We start from the raw sequence: 16,409 nt of genomic DNA, 5'->3' as shown, positions 1-16,409 counted from the left end.
AGGGTAGGTATTCGCGGGGCTGAAACTTGACTATTGGGGCAAACTCATGCCAGATAGGGAATGGCGCAAGAGAGGTGTGCCGCGTTTGCCTGAGAAACTGCATCCCATAATCCCCTCGCCCCGAAGCGTGTTCCCGGCGACGCTCGATGTCGGAGGATTGCTGGACTCGGGGTGGCGGCCGGCGGCTTTCCGGCAGTTCATCCTGAAGATCCACAGCAGGTGTGATCTGGCCTGCCGCCACTGCTACGTCTACGAGATGGCCGACCAGTCCTGGAAGGCCCAGCCGCGGCGCATGTCGAAGGCGATCGTCGACTGCACGGCGAGGCGCGTCGCCGAGCACGCGCTCGCCCACGAGCTGGCCGAGGTCGAGGTCATCCTGCACGGGGGAGAGCCCCTGCTGGCAGGGCCCGACCTCATCTCCTACGCCGTGCGCACCATCAGGGGCGCCGCCGCCGACGTCGGCACCCGCGTCCGCGTCGGCGTGCAGACCAACGGGCTGCGCCTGGACGAGACCTATCTGCGGCTCTTCGAGAGCCTGGAGATCCGCGTCGGGGTGAGCATGGACGGCTACGCCGAGGGCCACGACCGGCACAGGCGCTACGCGGACGGCAGGGGAAGCCACGCGATCGTCGCGGACTCGCTCCGCAGGCTGACCACCGGCCCGTTCCACCACCTGTTCAGCGGCCTCCTCTGCACCATCGACGTGCGCAACGATCCGCTGGCGACCTACGAGGCGCTCCTCGCCTTCGACCCGCCGGCCGTCGACTTCCTGCTCCCGCACGGCAACTGGTCCACCCCGCCGCCGTACCGCCTCCCGGAGTCGAAGGCGACGCCGTACGCCGACTGGCTGATCCCGATCTTCGACCGCTGGTACGGCTCGGCCGCCGACCAGACGGAGGTCCGGCTGTTCCGGGAGATCATGCGCCTGCTGACGGGAGGCGCCTCGCGCAGCGAGACGGTGGGACTCTCACCCGCCAGGATGGCCGTCGTGGAGACCGACGGCAGCATCGAGCAGTCGGACATCCTGAAGTCCAGCTACCACGGAGCGGCCGCGACCCGACTGCACCTGCTCCGCGACCCGTTCGACGCCGCGCTCATGCACCCGGCCATGGCCGCCCGGCAGATCGGCGAGCTCGCGCTGGCCCCCGTCTGCCTGGACTGCGACCTGCGTTCGGTCTGCGGCGGCGGGTTGTACGCGCACCGGTACAGCGAGGCGGCCGGTTTCAAGGGGCCCTCGGTCTACTGTCCCGACCTCTACCGGTTGATCACCCATATTCGTACAAGTTTCGCGCGAGATGTCGCCCGGCTGAAGGGAAGCCGATGAGGCTCGGTTCGCAGAGGGTGTCCGACACGACGGTTCTCACGCTGGCGGCCGGTGAGGGCGGAGCCGACGCCGTGGCCGAGTTGCGCGCGGTCCAGCGCGTCAAGAACAGGCTGCTGGTGCGGGGGGTCGTGAGCGAGGCGCGCTCGGCGGGACATCCCGGCGCCGCCCTGGCGACGCGCGCCTACGACCTCCTGGCGGACCTGGAGGGGGAGGCGGGCGAGGAGGTCGAGCGCGTGCTGCGCTACCCGGCGGTGGGGGCGTGGGCGTGGCGGACCTACCGGTCACTGACCGGCGGGAACGGCACCCGGGACGATCCCGCTCAGCTGGGCGCGCTGGCCGTGGTGGCCGCGGTGCGGGCACGGGCCGGGTGCCGGGTCCGGCTGCCCGTCCGCGACGGCGCGATCATGCTGCCGTCCCTGGGGCGCCTCACCCTGCCCGCCGGCGCGGGAGAGGCGGTCGACGTCACGGTGAGGCCGGACGGGGACGGGGTCGAGGTCGACGCCGGCGGCCTGACGGTCCGCGTTCACCCCCGCGGCGACCGGCCCGGCTGGCAGGCGCTGCGCACGCTGCGGGTGACCCCGGGGTTCGACCTGGTCGTCGACGACCTCGACCCGTACCGGTGGTCGGCGGAGGAGGCCGTGGAGCCGCGCCTGGACCGCGAGCGGTTCCGCGCCTGGGAGACGCACATGGACGAGGCGTGGCGCGTCCTGACCGCGCACCACGAGACCGTGGCGGAGGAGGTGGGCTTCGCCGTGTCGGTGCTCACCCCCGTCAAGGCCCCGGAAAGGGGACAGAACAGCGCCTCCTCGCGCGAGACGTTCGGGACCATCGCCATGTCGGACCCGTGGCACGGCGTGGGGCTCGCCGCCACGTTCGCGCACGAGATCCAGCACGCCAAGCTCACGGCGCTGACCGAGGTGATCCCGCTGACCCTGCCCGACGACGGCAGGCGCTACTACGCGCCCTGGCGGGACGATCCGCGCCCCGCCTACGGCCTGCTGCAGGGCTCGTACGCCTATCTCGGGGTGGCGGAGTTCTGGCGGAGGCAGCACCGGTTCGAGCGGGACGCCGAGGCGTTCCGGGCACGGGTGGAGCTCGCCCGCTGGAGGCGGGCCGCCTACGCGGTCACCGGCACGCTGCTGGCCGGCGGGGGCCTGAACGAGCGCGGCGAGGAGTTCGTGGCGCGGATGAGGAAGACGCTGGAGGAGTGCGCCGCGGAACCGGTGGAACCCGCCGCGGAGAGCCAGGCCCTCCGCGAGGCCGAGCAGCACCTCGACGCGTGGAGGAGGCGCAACACCTGATCCCGGGCGGGCCGGGGGTCAGATCGGCGGGGGGTCGAAGTCGCAGTCGATGCGGCGGCCCTCGCTCGCGAAGAGGGCGTCGGGGTGGCCCATCTCCAGCGGGCGCTCGTAGCGCCGCATCGTGTCGTCGTGGAGGATCTCGGCCTCCTGCTTCTCGCCCGCGGCTCTCAGGTCGAGGACGAGGTTGCTGGCGCAGGACAGGCTCAGGAAGTGGTTCTCGCCGAAGAGATCTCTCAGCTGGGCGAGAGTCTTCCTGCCGAGCTCGCAGGCCAGGTCGAACTCTCCCAGCGCCGCGACGTCCGCCTGGAGGCTGATGGAGCACGTCAGCGGGTAGTGGTGCCTGCGGCCTACCGTGGCGATCAGGCCCTCCACGGCCCGCTCGTTCAGGTATCTGGCCGTCGCGATGTCGCCCCGCAGGCGGTACAGGATCGCCAGATTGCCGCCGCAGGCGAGGCTGTAGGGGTGCTTCTCACCGAACACCCGGGGATAGAGACCGACGGTCCTGTCAGCCGTCGCGAACGCCTCGTCGAGGTCGCCGGCCGTTCGCAGGGCGTTGGAGAGGTTGATCGCGGCGGCCATCGTGTCGGGGTGCTCGTCCCCGAACAGCCGCTGGAAGCGGGTGTGCGTGTCGCGCGCCAGGTCCAGCGCCTCGGCCACCTCTCCCGAGCGCCGCTTGGCGATGGACAGGTCCTTGGCCGTCAGCAGCGTGACGTGGTGGTCGAGCGTCAGCTCCTGGACGCCGTAGGCGTAGGCCTCCTCGCCCAGGTCGCACGCCTCGGTGTAGTCGCCGCAGAGCCGCACGGCCCTGGCCAGGCCGTTCCACGACAGCAGCAGGATGCTCCTGCCGATGCCTCCCACCGCGTCGCTCATCTCCAGGTACGTCTCCTGGTGCAGGCGCCGCGCCTCCTGGTAGTCGCTGGTGAGGGCGTAGTCGAGGGCCAGGCTGTTGAGCACGCGCAGCGTGGACGGGTGGTCGGCGCCCCGGCTGGCGGTGTGGGCCGCCCGGGACTCCTCGTCCAGTTTCCTGGCGGCGATGAAGTCGCCGCGAGCCCGCAGGGACGCCCCGTAGCCGTTGGTCGTCAGGAGCGTCTCGTCGTGGTCGTGGCCGAGGACCTCGCGCATGTTGTCGAGGGTCCGGTGGTCGGTCTCGTACGCCGCGGAGTACTGGCCGAGCCCTCGCAGCACGTTGCCCAGGTGCTTGTGCGCGACGAGCACGTCCGGGTGCCTGGCCCCGCTGACCTCGGTCCATCTTTTGATGAAGCTCTCCAGGAAGGAGTGGGCCGACTGGTAGTTGCCCGAGATGTAGAGGTAGCGGGTGACGTTGAGGGCGAACTGCCTGACTGCGGGATCCGTGCACTCCTCCAGGCCGGAGGGGGTGACGTGGGCGACCAGCTCCTCGAAGCGGCGCCACCTGGCGGTCTCGTCGGGATCGTTCGGGGCGCTGCCGGCCAGCAGGACGTGCACCTCGTGCCGGATCTCCGCCTGATCCTCCTCCGGCAGGTCGTCGCGCAGGAGTGCCTGGATCAGCCGGTGGACCTGGATGGTGCGGGTGGCGGGGTCGATCCTGGCCAGCGCGAAGCGCCTCAGCTCGCTCAGCGCCGTGGCGAGCAGGATCGGATCGGAAAGGATCTTGCCGAGCCGGGGGACGACGGCCTTGTTGCCCCGGCGGAAGACGTCGCGGGGGATGGGCTCGGGGCCGAAGAAGGCGCAGCACCGCAGGAGCGTGATGGCCTCGCGGAGGCGGTCTTCCAGTAGCGACACCGACACCTTCCAGGCCGCCGTCATCGACAGCGGGTATCCGGGTGCCCTGTTCACCCCCAGCAGCCTGCTCGCCTGCTCGTCGAGCTGCTCCAGGTACTCGTCGACCGACATGCCGGTCTCGTACTGCAGCGCGCCCGCCTGCTCCAGGGCCAGGGGAAGGTCGCCGAGCTGCTCGGCCAGCCGCGAGGCGTCGTTGTCGGGAACCTCCCGGCGCAGGCGTTTCTTCAGGAACGCCACGCTCTCCTCGCGGGTGAAGACGTCGACCTGGAGGGTCTCGAAGTGGTCCTCCCACTTGGGGTTGCGCGAGGTGATCAGGACGTGGCCCGGCCCGCGCGGGATGAACTCCTGGACCTGCCCCGGCTCCTCCGCGTTGTCGAAGATCAGCAGCCAGCGGCGGTAGGGGACGCCGCTCTGCAGCGTCCTGCGCACGGACTCGGCGGCCTCCTCGACTCCGGTGGCCGACGCCGACGGCAGGCCCAGGTGGGGGGCCATCGCCGCCAGCGCGGACGGCACCAGCACGCGCTGGTCGGAGGGGATCCACCAGACGAGGTCGTAGTGCGACCGGTAGCGGTGGGCGTACTCGATGGCCAGGTGGGTCTTGCCGACACCGCCCCACCCCTGCAGCGCCTGGGGCTGGGGAACGACGGCGGTGACGGTGCTGATGCCCTGACGGAGCTTGACGAGCATGTCGTCTCGCCCGGTGAAGTTCCTGTTGCGGGCCGGCACCTTCTCCCAGACCTCGGGCTGCCGCTCGGGCACCGTGTTCGCCGCGTGTGAAAGCTCCACCACCTCGGGCCTCCGCCTTTTTCTAGCCAAAGGGATCGTACGGTCATCCTAAAGGTTGATTCGAAGAGTGGGGTATTACAGAATCACATTGAGAAAAAAGACGGCCCGGGGACTTTTGAAAGCGGTGTCGCGTCACACGTTTTGGACATCCCAAACCCCGGTGCCGGGCCAGGCCGGATGTGATACGACGAAAAAGGGAGCACGCATGCGCGATGACAATTCAAGGTCAGACGGTTTCGTCGACCTTGAGGGCCTCTCCCTGGAGAAGCTCATGGAGGTCGACGAGGCCTGGCTGCGCAGGAGGCTGGAGCCCTTGCTCCTGGAGACGGCGGAGCCGACGGCGGGATTCGCGAGTTCGATCTGACGAATCACCTTGCCGTTTCACGCGGGTCGCGGCAGAAAGGTGATCGTGAATCATTCGTCCACTCCGGTCGCGCCGGCGATACGAGGGGTGCCTTCCCGCGCGGGGGGGATTGACCGTGCCAATAGAGTCGTACGGCATCGAGTCCATGACCTGATTGGACCTCTTGTCCGTGAGGCGGTGCCCTGCGTGCACGACATGGGGGAGGCCGAGTGGGAACGCCTGCTCGACCAGTTGAACAGCGGAGACTGCACGCCCTTTCTGGGATCCGGGGCGTGCGTGGGGACTCTGCCGACGGGGACGGCGCTGAGCCGCGACATGGCGCGCCGATGGGACTATCCCTTCGACGACGATCACGATCTTCCCCGGGTGACGCAGTTCGCGGTGATGAGATATGGGGACTCCGTATATGTGAAGAGGCGCATCTGTGACGAGCTCGACGCGGGGGGTGCGCCCGACTTCCTCGACCCCCTCGAGCCCCACGCCCTGCTGGCGAGTTTCCCTCTTCCGGTATATCTGACGACGAACTACGACGACTTCATCCTGCGCTCGCTCGAAGCGGTGGGAAAAAGGCCGAACGTGGCCATCTGCCCGTGGAACAAAGGGCTGGCCTACGCGGAGGACCTGTTCAGCAGCGAGGCGGGCTGGAATCCCAGGCCCGAGGCCCCGCTCATCTACCACCTGCACGGCAACCTGCAGGACCCGGCGTCGATCGTGCTGGCCGAGGACGACTATCTGGAGTTTCTCACCAACCTCGCGGTCGACGGCGTCGCGGGCGGCCAGCGAATGCTGCCCACCTCCATTCTCGCGGCGCTGACCAGAAGACCCCTGCTGTTCATCGGGTACAGCCTGCAGGACTGGACGTTTCGCGTGCTTTTCCACGGGCTGTTGAAAGCCGTTCCCGGAATCAACCGCCGCAGGCACGTGAGCGTCCAGCTCGCCCCCTCGCTCGCCAGCACGAAAGCGGACGTGCTGGAGGTCCAGCGCCAGCTGGCCAGATACTACGAAGACTGGCGGATCTCCATCTTCTGGGGAACGGCGGAGGAGTTCTGCCGTGAGCTGCGCCGGCGGATGGGACCGGTGCCGTGACCCCCGACGTGACCCCCGACCGCGACCGGCCCGACGCGGACGACCAGCCGTACGTCGGCCTGCGGGCCTTCCGCCGCGAGGACGGTTCCAAGTTCTTCGGCCGCGACAGGGAGGCCTGCGAGGTCTCCGACCTGTGGCAGGCCGGGCGCCTGACCGTGCTGTACGGGCCGTCCGGCGTGGGCAAGACCTCGCTGATCCAGGCCGGTGTGCTCCCGCTGCTGGACGCAGGGAAGACCGACGTCCTGCCGATAGGGCGGGTGTCGCACGGCTCGCCCTTCCCGTCGGCCGCGCTCTCGCGGCACAACCCGCACGTGTTCGCGCTGCTGTCGTCGTGGTCCCCCTCGGAGACGCCCACCCGGCTGGCCGGGCTGACGATCCGCGAGTTCCTGAGCCGGCGCCCGCCGCGCCAGGACCCGTACGGCGACCCGGTCCTCACCCTGGCCGCGATCGACCAGGCGGAGGAGCTCTTCGGCGACTTCGCCCACCGCCAGCCGTACCGGGAGTGGTTCATCAGCCAGCTCGTCGAGGCGCTGGACGGCGATCCGAACCTGCGCCTCCTCGTCTCGATCAGGGAGGACCACCTCGCCTCGATCCTTCCCCACGAGCCGAAACTGGCGGGCATGGCCAGAAGCCGGTTCCCGCTGACCGCTCTCGACACGGCCGCCGCGGTCCGGGCGACCGAGGGGCCGCTCGAGGGGACGGGACGCTCGTTCGCCCCCGGCGCCGCGCGGGGCCTGGTGGACGACCTGCGCATGATCAGGGTCGGCAGGGCGCTCGGCGAGGAGGTCGTCGCCGACGCCAAGGCGGTCGAGCCCGTCCAGCTGCAGGTCGTGTGCTCGGCGATGTGGCGTTCCCTGCCGCAGGACGTGCGGGTCATCTCCTCCGACCACGTGCGCAGGTTCGCCAACGCCGACCGGTCGCTCACCGACTTCTCCGAGCGGATGATCGCCGAGGTGGCCCGCGACCACTTCGAGGACGACGTCGCCGAGCTCAGAAGCTGGCTGCGCCGCTGCCTCATCACCGAGCTGGGCACCCGGGAGGTCGTCTACCAGGGGGAGACCGTCACCGCCGGCATGCCGAACGCGGTGGTCAGGGCGCTGGTCGACCGCCACATCCTGCGCGAGGACATCAAGGGCGGCACGCGATGGTGCGAGCTGTCGCACGAGCGCCTCATCCAGCCGATCCTCCAGAACGACCACGTCGTCGTGCGGGCCGAGAGCAGGTCCTTTCCCGACGACTACCTGCGGGCCGCCGAGCTCTCGTTCCGTGACGGGGAGTTCGCGCTGGCGGCGAAGCAGGCCGAGGAGGCGCTGGCGCGGTGCGGGGGCAACACCAGGATGCGGGCGGAGATCGAGTCCTTCCTCGGCAACGTCGCGCACCGGCGAGAGGACTTCGAGAAGGCCGTCTCCCACTACCGCAACGCCGCGGTCCACTTCGAGACGCTGGGGGCGACCTCGGCCGTCGGCGGCCTTCTCGCCGGGATCGGCCGGCTGCGGCTGGCCCAGGGACGGCCCTCGGTCGCGGTCCGGGAGCTGTACTCGGCGATACGCCGCGTGCCCAACGACCTGAACATCCAGACCGAGCTCGCCTGGGCGCTCTGGTACGACGGTCACCCCGACGCGGCGCGCGACGTCCTCAACGACGTCCTGGGCAGGGAGGGGAACATCACCGAGGCGTTGCGGGCGCGGGGCGAGATCCTCGCCGGGCTCGGCCAGGCGGAGGCGGCGCTGCGCGATCTCGACCGGGTCCGGCCGCTGCAGTGGCCGTCCACCCGGGCCGCCCACGCCCTCGCGCTGGCCTCCCTGGGGCGTCTTCCCGAGGCGGAACGAGAGGTCAGGGCGGTGCTGGCCGAGGCGGGAGATCACGGTCCGGTGCTGCTGTACGCCGCCCTGGTTCGCGCTTCGGCCGGCGACGCCGCGTCGGCGGCCGATCTGGCCCAGAGGGCGAGGGCGGCGAGAGCGCCCGGCCTGCCTGCGCATCTCGCGGCCGAGGCGGCTCGGCTGCTCGCCACGTCGTGAGCACCCGCGCGGCCACGTGGGCACCGGTCGCCCTGACCTTCCTGGCCGTCCCGGCGAGACCCAGCCGCGCGTGCAGGCGCAGCAGCGACGTGAACGTCACCCCCGTGGCGACGGCGAGCATCAGGACGGTCAGGATGACGGCCGCCGTCCGGATGCCGAAGGCGGCGGCCAGGATCCCGCCGAGCGGGGCGGCGACGCACACGGCGCCGTGCGCGACGAGCCGGTGCACGCTCACCACGCGTCCGAGCTTGGCCTTGTCGACGGTGTCGACCTCGAAGGTCCTGATCGCCACGTTGCAGAGCGCCCCGGCGCACCCGGTCAGCAGTATCGCGAGCCCGAAGAAGAGCGGGCCCTCCCCGTACGCCGCGACGAAGAGCGCCAGCACCCATATCCACAGCTGGGCGAAGAGCGTGAAGTTCCTCGGTTCGAGCCTGAGGTAGGGGGCCAGGCCCGATCCCGCCACGCCGCCCATGCCCCCGGCCGCCAGGACCAGGCCGACCTGGTACGAGGGCAGATCCGCCGACCCGGCGATGAAGACCATGATGAGCGCGTTGATCATCAGGTTGGTGACCGTGGTCAGGGCCATGGCCCTGCGCAGGAACGGGTGCCTGGACAGTTCCTGGAAACCGTCGGATATCTCTCGCAGCAGGTGGCGTCCCGCCAGGCTTCTCACGCCGCCGGCGATCTCGCGGATCGCGTGCAGCTGCGGCGGGCGCCCCCTCTTCCTGGTCTTTCCCGCCGCCACGCTCAGGGGGGAGAGGAGGGCCAGGAAGAACAGCCCCGCGTTCACCGCGAAGGACGTCGCGTGCATGACCCCGAAGAGCCATCCTCCGAGCGGCCTGCCCGCCAGCACCGCGATGTGCGAGATCGTCTCGCTCCTGGCCATCACGATGGAGGCCTGGTTCCTCGGGACGAGGGACGATATCAGCGCCGTCTCCGCCAGCGAGTAGACGACCCACAGCGTTCCCTCGAGGAAGGCCGCGAGCAGGAGGTGCGCCAGCGACGCCCGGTCGAGGACGAGCGCGAGGAACACGGTGAAGACGGTCAGTCCCCGCAGGGTCTCGGTGAGGAGCATCAGCGAGCGCGGATCCACCCGGTCCGCGAGGACGCCCGCCGGGATGTAGAAGACCAGGATCGGGAAGGTCAGGGCGAAACTGGTCCAGCCCGCCTGCACCGGAGAACCGGTCAGGGCCAATGCCAGGAGGGGATAGGCGACGCTCACGGCTCGTGACCCCACGGTCGAGAACGTCATCCCCAGCCAGACGCGGGCGAATTTTCTCATCGGCTAGTTCGAAGTCGCTCTCTGATCCCGGGCCCTGGCGCGACCTGGTCGCCCGCCGTCCCCGTCTGCGTCCTAGGGAACACCTCACAAGGCAATGGGGGAGAGAGCTAACCGGACTCCCGCTGTTAGGTGAACGATGACAATTTCTTGACAAAAAGCCGCAGAAATCAACAGCAATAAGAGCCCGTTCGTCAAAACGGGTCACAGTGGTGTCGCTGAGTCACTTGAGTCCCAAAAGCATAGCGCCGAAGAAGAGCAGCCGGGAAAGGTCGGCTGTTTCCGCGCCCGGAAAGTGGCATTTGGGAATCGCCGGGAAAACCTCGCCCCGGCCGCATCCGGTGGCGTTCGGCGCCGGATCGCCGGAGCCGCAGGGCCGTCCACCGGCACCCGGATCACTCCTGGTATTCCCGGTCAGCGCGCGGCGGCCCGCCCTCCGGGGCGATGGCGCGGTGCGGTCCCCGCCCTCCCCCCCGGGATCGTCTCCGAGGGGAGGGGGCGGGATTCAGGCCGGCAGCTGGGCGTCCAGGCGGTAGCCGTCCACGGTGACGTAGACCTGGTCGCCCGGACGGGCGTTCAGGCGCATCAGGACGGGCTGCAGGGAGTCGAAGACGGGGTGGTCCCGCCAGACCAGGACCACCGCGTTGTCGCCGGGGCCGGTGACCGACAGCAGCGTGCCGGGACGCATGCCCAGCTGGGTGGCGTACCCCTCGGGCACGGCCACCGGGCCGCCCCGCAGGTGGTCGCTGGTCACCTCGATGCGCTGCCAGCGGCTCGGGTCGGACGACGGGCTCGCGGGCGGGTGGAGCTGGGCCCGCTGGCTGGTGATCAGGTGCGGCCTGGAGTTTCCGCTCGCCAGGGCCGACAGCGTGGCCAGGGCGGCGCGGGGGTCGATGGCGCCGGCGTTCACCTGCGGGATCGGCTGACCGCCGCGGTGGTGGTGGCCGTTGGCCCCCGGGGTGCGGCGCGGCAGCTGCCTGACCGCCTCGGAGGAGCTCTCCTGGGGGGCCTCCTCCTGCGCGGTGCCGGCGGCGGCGAGGGCGTCCAGCCAGGCCTGGGCCGAGTGGGCCCGGACGCCCAGCTGGAGTTCCATGAGCCGGAGCGCGTCACTGTCGATCGGTTTGTTCGACAGGAGCTGGCGGGTCCGCTCGCGCAGGCCGCCCAGATCGCCCACGACGAGCCAGTCGTCCTGGAGCCGCCGGTCGGGCATGAGCGTGACCAGCACCCTCCAGAGCGGGGTCCGCAGGGTGGGGACCTCGATCGGGTGCGCGGGGTCGGCACCGATGAGCTGGTCCTTGGTGGCGGCGGAGCCCAGCCACTCGGTCAGCCCGAACATGTGACCGGTGAGCGGCGCGGACTCCGAGGAGCGCAGCCAGAGCAGGATGCGTTCCTCCGCGGAGCGCTGGGCCGCCGAGAGCGCGTCGCGGTCGGCGTTCAGCTTGTGCGCGAGCGCGCGCAGGCTGATCGGGTCGACCGCGAAGAGCCGCTCGACGGCGACCGCGCGCTCCAGCGGGCTCCAGTCGCGGAACATGTTGTCGACCAGGCGCACCAGCGGGTAGTCGCTGAGGCGGACCTGGGGGGCGACCGGCTCCGGGGCCGGTTCCGGGACCGGCTGACGCTGCTCCTGCGGCGCGGGCGCGGGTGGCGCGGAGGGCTGGGCGGGGACCTGAGGCGGTGCCTGCGGCGCGGGTGCCTGCGCCGGGTCCTGAACCCGTTCCTGGACCGGGACCTGGACGGCGGCCGGCGCGGCGTACTCGGCGACCCCCGGGATGCGGCTGAGCACCTCGCGGAACACGGCGGTGACCACGGCCTCGGGGGAGGAGGGCGAGGGCCCGCTCAGGTCTCCCGCGGTCAGGCGGCGCAGGCGGTTCCAGCCGCCGAGGCCGGCGATGGCCGCGCGCGCGGGCTCCGGCCAGCCGGGCAGGGTGGGATCGACCGTGTGCACGTGCAGCGCGGGCAGCACGTCGCTCAACGGCAGATGATCCCAGCGTGACAGTGAGAGCCGGGCCAGCCTGTCGCAAACCCAGTCGAGCCCAGCGGCGCCGAGGGCCTTGGGCAGGGTGACCGACGACCACCAGCCGGCGGGCAGCCGGGGGTCGGCCAGGGCTTCGGCGACCTGCTGGGGACGGCTCCAGCGCAGGGCCGGGACCAGATCACTCAGGCAGATCGATGACTCGGCATCCATCGGCGGACCGTAACCTCCCCAAAGTGACGCGTGTGGCTAATGGTGCAGCTTACGCCGCAAGCTATCAATTGGTGTTAAGAGGGTAAAGCTCCTTGGTACCCAAATCAGACGGAAGGACACGCGGACGGCCACCCAGAACCGTCACGGCCTCCGCCCCGGCGCGGCGTCCGGCGTCCAGCGCGGCCTCGTCCGCGGCCCCGCTCAGCAGGGCCGTCAGCAGCCCGGCGGCGAACGCGTCCCCCGCTCCAATGGAGTCAATCACCTCGGTGGTGAGCGCGGGAACCCGAGCGGCCAACTTTCCGTCCCTGGCCATCAGCGCGCCGCGGGATCCGAGCTTCACCGCCGCGGCGCCGTAGCTGAGGCTGAGGCTCTCGGCCGCCCCCTCGGCGGTGGCCTCGCCGGTGAGCAGCAGCGCCTCGTCCAAATTGGGAATGATCAGCTGGGCGGTCAGGGTCTCCTGGACGAACCGCTCGACGCCGAACGAGCGCAGGAAACCGGTCGAGGCGGGGTCCACGCTGATCGAGACACCGCGCCGGGACGCCTCGGCCATGGCCAGCCGGGAAAGTTGGAGTCCCGGCTCGGCGAACAGTGTGTATCCGGACAGATGGAGATGACCCACCCCGTCGAGCAGGCTCTCGTCCCAGTCGCCCGTGCCGATGTGCCCGCCCGCGCCCCGGTTGGTGAGCATGGAACGCTCTCCGGTCACGTCGACCATGGCGATCACCACCGCGGTGGGCCGGTCGGGGTCGACCCGCAGATGCGGCCGTACCCCGAATCTCCGCAGCTCGGCGGCGTGCCAGTCGGCGGTGTCGAAGCCGGCCCGGGTCAGGATCCGCACGTCGGCGCCCAGCCGGGCGGCCCAGGAGGCCGTGTTGGCCCCGGACCCGCCGGGACGCAGCACGATGTCGGCGGCGGTGTCCGTCCCGACGGCCAGGCCGCTCCTGGCGGACCCGCCATGAAGTGCGACGACGTCGGTCACCACGTCGCCGATGACCAGCAGACCCGTTCCGGCCACGGTGACCTCAGTTTCCCCGGCTCCAGGAGGCCGCGATCTGCCCGGCGACGCGGGCGTTGCCCCGCACCGCGGCCAGGTTCGCCTCCAGCGAGGCGCCGCCGGTGCCGCGCACCAGGTAGCCCAGCAGGAACGGGGTGATGGCCTGACCGGTGATCTGGCGCTGCCCGGCCTCGGCGAGGGCCTCGGTGAGGACCCGGTCGTGCAGCTCGGGGTCGAGCTGCTCGGGCAGCGGCACCGGGTTGGCGACGATCAGCGCGGTCTCCGGGCCGCCGAGCGCGTCCTGGGCCCGCATGATGCCCGCGGCCTCGTCGGGGGTCTCGATCCGCCAGTCGATCGGCTCGCCCGAGGAGTGCAGGTAGAAGCCGGGGAACTCGTCGGTGCGGAACCCCGCGATCGTGACGCCGCGCGTCTCCAGCCGCTGCAGGGTGGCCGGAACGTCCAGGATCGACTTCACACCCGCGCAGACCACGGTGATGCGGGTCCGGCTCAGCATGTCGAGGTCGGCGGACTCGTCCTGGCTCTCGGTCCACCCGCGGTGCACGCCGCCGAGACCGCCGGTGGCGAAGACCCGGATGCCCGCCCTGGCGGCCAGGAACGAGGTGGCGGAGACCGTGGTCGCCCCGCTCGCCCCGAGCGCGGCGGCGGCGGGCAGGTCGCGGAAGCCCAGCTTGCGAAGCCCCTGCTCGCCGGCGACGCGCTCCAGCTCGCTCTTGTCGAGACCGATGCGCGCCACGCCGTCCAGCACCGCGATCGTCGCGGGCACGGCCCCGGCCTCCCGGACGATCCGCTCCAGCTCCACCGCGACCTCGAGGTTGCGGGGCTGGGGCAGGCCGTGAGAGATGATCGTGGACTCCAGTGCCACGATCGGGGCACCCTGCTCCAGCGCTTCGGCCACCTCGCCGGAGGGGCGGAGCGTGCTGGAGAGGGACTGTCGGGTGGTACGCATGAGCTGGTTCTGTCTCCTTGTCCGAGGTCGTAATCATTGCTTGCTTTTGGAACGGTGTAAACGACACCGTCTTCCCCAAAAAGAGCACGTTACGGCGGTTGCAGGGAGACGTCCACTCAAAGATCAGCCAATAACCACCACCCCGAGCAGTGAGATCCCGCCGATGATGACCGTGGCGATCCCGCCCAGGAGCAGCGACCGCCCGCCCCGCGCGAGCCTGCGCAGGTCGACCCCGGTGCCCAGGGCGAAGAGTGCCGCCGCCAGCAGCACCGCCGTCAGGCCGGGAACGGCCCGCGTGATCTCGTGCGGCACCACGCCCAGGCTCCGCGCCGCCACGGCCGCGACGAACCCGGCGACGAACAGCGGCACCACCGGCGGGCGCCGCACCGCCCTGCCGGCCTCGGGGCCGTCGGCCGCGGCACGGCGCAGGGAGACGGAGGTGAAGCCGACGATCGGGGCCAGCAGGACGACCCGGGCCAGCTTGACGGCCACCGCGCTCACCAGCACGCCCGCTCCGGCCGCCGCGCCGATGGCCGCCACCTGCGCGACCTCGTGGACCGAGGCCCCGGCCCACAGGCCCAGCTGCTGCGGGGTCAGTCCCAGCGCCCCCGCGAGCAGGGGCAGCGTCACGATCGAGACGCTGCCGTACAGGACGACCACGCCGACCGCGGCCGCCACGTCGTCGTCGTCGCTCCCCGCGACCTCGTGCATGGCGGCCACGGCCGCCGCCCCGCAGACGGACACGCCGGTCGCGATCAGCAGGGACCTGCGCGGGCCGACGCCGACGCGGCCTCCGATCCACCGCGTCGCGGCGAACGTGACGCCGGTCGCCACGGCGACCACCGCCAGCGCCCGCCAGCCGAGCGCCAGCAGCTCCGGCAGCGCGATCTGCAGGCCGAGCAGCACGATCGCCAGGCGGAGCACCCGGCGGGAGGCGAACCCGAGCCCGGGGGCCAGCGACCGGTGCAGGCCGCCGAGGTTGGTGAGCGCGACCCCGAGGACCACCGCGATCACGGCGGCGCTCACCCCGGGAACGATCCGGGCCGCGGCCGTCGCCAGGACCACCGCGACGGCCGCCGCCCCCAGCCCCGGCGCGAGCGTCCTGAACGTCGCGAGCCTCGCAGCCGGTGCGGGCGTCGGTGCGGGCGTGGGCGTGGGTCGTACGGGCGTCGGAGGGGGTTGCGCGGTGGAGCCGGGAGGGCGGGTGAGCGGGGAGACGGGCATCCCCCGAGTTTCGGCGCGGTGCCGGGAGGCCGGTAGCCGTCACCTTCCTGGAAGGTCATAGCCTGTCGCTATGAGCGAGCTGCCCGACCTCGAATCCCTGCGCCTGCTCGTCGATGTGGAACGCCTGGGCAGTCTCGGCCAGGCCGCGCGGGCCGCGGGCATCGCGCAGCCGTCGGTGAGCAAGCGCATCTCGCTGCTGGAACGCCGCCTCGGGCTGCCGCTGCTGGAACGCACCCCGCGCGGGTCCACCCTCACCCCGCAGGGCGTGATGGTCTCGGCCTGGGCCACGCAGGTGCTGGCCGCGGCGGAGGAGCTCATGCGGGGGGCGGAGGCGGTACGGCACGGCCGGGCCGCGCACCTGCACATCGCCGCCAGCATGACGGTGGCCGAGTACCTGCTGCCGCGCTGGCTGGGGGAGCTCCAGGAGCGCGAGCCCCAGGTCCAGGTCGGCCTGGACGTGCAGAACTCGGCCGAGGTGGCGAAGCTGATCGGCGGGGAGATCGAGCTCGGGTTCGTGGAGGGGCCCTCGGTCCCGGCCGGGCTGGTGTCGCGGGTGGTGGCCACCGACAGGCTCGTGGTGGTGGTCGCGCCGGGGCACCCGTGGGCGCGCCGTCGCACCCCGCTGCTCGCCGCCGAGCTGGCCGCCACCCCGCTGGTCGTCCGCGAGCGGGGGTCGGGCACCCGCGAGACGCTGGACCTCGCGCTCACCGGCCACGCCGTCGCCCCCCCGAGGCTGGAGCTCGGTTCCAACGCCGCGGTCAAGGGCGCCGCCCGCGAGGGCGCCGCCCCCGCCGTGCTCAGCGGCTACGCGGTGGAGGCCGAGCTGGCCACCGGCCGCCTGGTCGAGGTGCCCACGAAGGACATCGACCTCACGCGCCGCCTGCGGGCGGTCTGGCGCCACGGCCGTGCCCCCACCGGCCCCGCCGCCACCCTCCTCAAGATCACCCTCTCCGCCGCCCGCGAGCGGAGCTGATCCGGGCGGCCGGGGGGATGGTCGGGGATGGCTGGGGGATGGTCGTGGATCAGGGGGCCGTGATCCGGCCGGTCGTGGATCGGGCCGGTCCCGGGCCGGGCCGGGCGCGGGCGGCGGGCGTGGGTGAGCGGGTGAGCGGTCGCCGGG

11 protein-coding genes and 1 pseudogene are annotated in these 16,409 nt (G+C 71.5%); 6 read left to right on the top strand and 6 right to left on the bottom strand.

What is annotated here, in order from left to right:
* The first annotated feature begins 85 nt into the window (after window positions 1-85).
* Both ACSDR0_RS27840 and ACSDR0_RS27835 read left to right on the top strand, forming a co-directional pair.
* The gene (locus ACSDR0_RS27840; protein WP_435291841.1) at window positions 86-1,324 is read left to right on the top strand and encodes an FxsB family cyclophane-forming radical SAM/SPASM peptide maturase; all 1,239 of its coding nucleotides are present in this window, start codon (window positions 86-88) and stop codon (window positions 1,322-1,324) included.
* Window positions 1,321-2,625: an HEXXH motif domain-containing protein gene (locus ACSDR0_RS27835; RefSeq protein ID WP_435291840.1), complete on the top strand. Its 1,305-nt coding sequence runs from the start codon at window positions 1,321-1,323 to the stop codon at window positions 2,623-2,625. The genes ACSDR0_RS27840 and ACSDR0_RS27835 overlap by 4 nt, the downstream gene beginning before the upstream one ends.
* A gap of 18 nt (window positions 2,626-2,643) precedes the next feature.
* Here the strand turns inward: ACSDR0_RS27835 and fxsT are convergent, their stop codons facing one another.
* Window positions 2,644-5,175, bottom strand: coding sequence for an FxSxx-COOH system tetratricopeptide repeat protein (fxsT, locus tag ACSDR0_RS27830; RefSeq protein WP_435291839.1), 2,532 nt, complete (start codon window positions 5,173-5,175; stop codon window positions 2,644-2,646).
* 202 nt (window positions 5,176-5,377) lie between these two features.
* On the opposite strand from fxsT, the gene ACSDR0_RS27825 reads away from it, so the two are divergent.
* The 3 genes and pseudogenes from ACSDR0_RS27825 to ACSDR0_RS27815 form a co-directional block, all read left to right on the top strand.
* Window positions 5,378-5,536 carry a hypothetical protein gene (locus tag ACSDR0_RS27825; RefSeq protein WP_435291838.1) on the top strand — a complete coding sequence of 53 codons (159 nt, stop codon included), beginning with the start codon at window positions 5,378-5,380 and terminating at the stop codon, window positions 5,534-5,536.
* Between the two features lie 195 nt (window positions 5,537-5,731).
* Window positions 5,732-6,622 (top strand): SIR2 family NAD-dependent protein deacylase, encoded by an 891-nt coding sequence (locus ACSDR0_RS27820; RefSeq protein WP_435291879.1) that lies wholly within the window; start codon window positions 5,732-5,734, stop codon window positions 6,620-6,622.
* Window positions 6,619-8,355, top strand: a pseudogene (locus ACSDR0_RS27815) (nSTAND1 domain-containing NTPase); the annotation flags it as partial. The gene ACSDR0_RS27820 and the pseudogene ACSDR0_RS27815, both read left to right, overlap by 4 nt.
* Before the next feature lie 100 nt (window positions 8,356-8,455).
* On the opposite strand, the gene ACSDR0_RS27810 reads toward ACSDR0_RS27815, so the two are convergent.
* The 5 genes from ACSDR0_RS27810 to ACSDR0_RS27790 form a co-directional block, all read right to left on the bottom strand.
* Entirely contained in the window at window positions 8,456-9,922 is a 1,467-nt protein-coding gene (locus tag ACSDR0_RS27810) for an MFS transporter (RefSeq protein ID WP_435291837.1), read from the bottom strand.
* Between the two features lie 502 nt (window positions 9,923-10,424).
* Window positions 10,425-12,104, bottom strand: coding sequence for a hypothetical protein (locus ACSDR0_RS27805; protein ID WP_435291836.1), 1,680 nt, complete (start codon window positions 12,102-12,104; stop codon window positions 10,425-10,427).
* A 64-nt stretch (window positions 12,105-12,168) separates the two neighbouring features.
* Window positions 12,169-13,119 carry a carbohydrate kinase family protein gene (locus ACSDR0_RS27800; RefSeq protein ID WP_435291835.1) on the bottom strand — a complete coding sequence of 317 codons (951 nt, stop codon included), beginning with the start codon at window positions 13,117-13,119 and terminating at the stop codon, window positions 12,169-12,171.
* A 7-nt stretch (window positions 13,120-13,126) separates the two neighbouring features.
* Entirely contained in the window at window positions 13,127-14,065 is a 939-nt protein-coding gene (locus ACSDR0_RS27795) for a pseudouridine-5'-phosphate glycosidase (RefSeq protein WP_435291834.1), read from the bottom strand.
* A 123-nt stretch (window positions 14,066-14,188) separates the two neighbouring features.
* Window positions 14,189-15,289, bottom strand: coding sequence for a YeiH family protein (locus ACSDR0_RS27790; RefSeq protein WP_435291833.1), 1,101 nt, complete (start codon window positions 15,287-15,289; stop codon window positions 14,189-14,191).
* A gap of 70 nt (window positions 15,290-15,359) precedes the next feature.
* On the opposite strand from ACSDR0_RS27790, the gene ACSDR0_RS27785 reads away from it, so the two are divergent.
* Entirely contained in the window at window positions 15,360-16,262 is a 903-nt protein-coding gene (locus ACSDR0_RS27785) for a LysR family transcriptional regulator (protein WP_435291832.1), read from the top strand.
* Window positions 16,263-16,409 lie beyond the last annotated feature (147 nt).

It is taken from the genome of Streptosporangium sp. G11, from assembly GCF_051192615.1.
Taxonomy (GTDB): Bacteria; Actinomycetota; Actinomycetes; order Streptosporangiales; family Streptosporangiaceae; genus Streptosporangium.
The sequence above is the reverse complement of the archived record's forward strand: the minus strand, read 5'-3'. Positions and strand labels throughout refer to the sequence as shown.

Coding starts and splice junctions, on each gene's coding strand:
- ACSDR0_RS27790 (WP_435291833.1), bottom strand. CDS start 15,289: ATGCCCGTCTCCCCGCTCACCCGCCCTCCCGGCTCCACCGCGCAACCC.
- ACSDR0_RS27835 (WP_435291840.1), top strand. CDS start 1,321: ATGAGGCTCGGTTCGCAGAGGGTGTCCGACACGACGGTTCTCACGCTG.
- ACSDR0_RS27795 (WP_435291834.1), bottom strand. CDS start 14,065: ATGCGTACCACCCGACAGTCCCTCTCCAGCACGCTCCGCCCCTCCGGC.
- ACSDR0_RS27820 (WP_435291879.1), top strand. CDS start 5,732: ATGGGGGAGGCCGAGTGGGAACGCCTGCTCGACCAGTTGAACAGCGGA.
- ACSDR0_RS27810 (WP_435291837.1), bottom strand. CDS start 9,922: ATGAGAAAATTCGCCCGCGTCTGGCTGGGGATGACGTTCTCGACCGTG.
- ACSDR0_RS27805 (WP_435291836.1), bottom strand. CDS start 12,104: ATGGATGCCGAGTCATCGATCTGCCTGAGTGATCTGGTCCCGGCCCTG.
- ACSDR0_RS27785 (WP_435291832.1), top strand. CDS start 15,360: ATGAGCGAGCTGCCCGACCTCGAATCCCTGCGCCTGCTCGTCGATGTG.
- ACSDR0_RS27825 (WP_435291838.1), top strand. CDS start 5,378: ATGCGCGATGACAATTCAAGGTCAGACGGTTTCGTCGACCTTGAGGGC.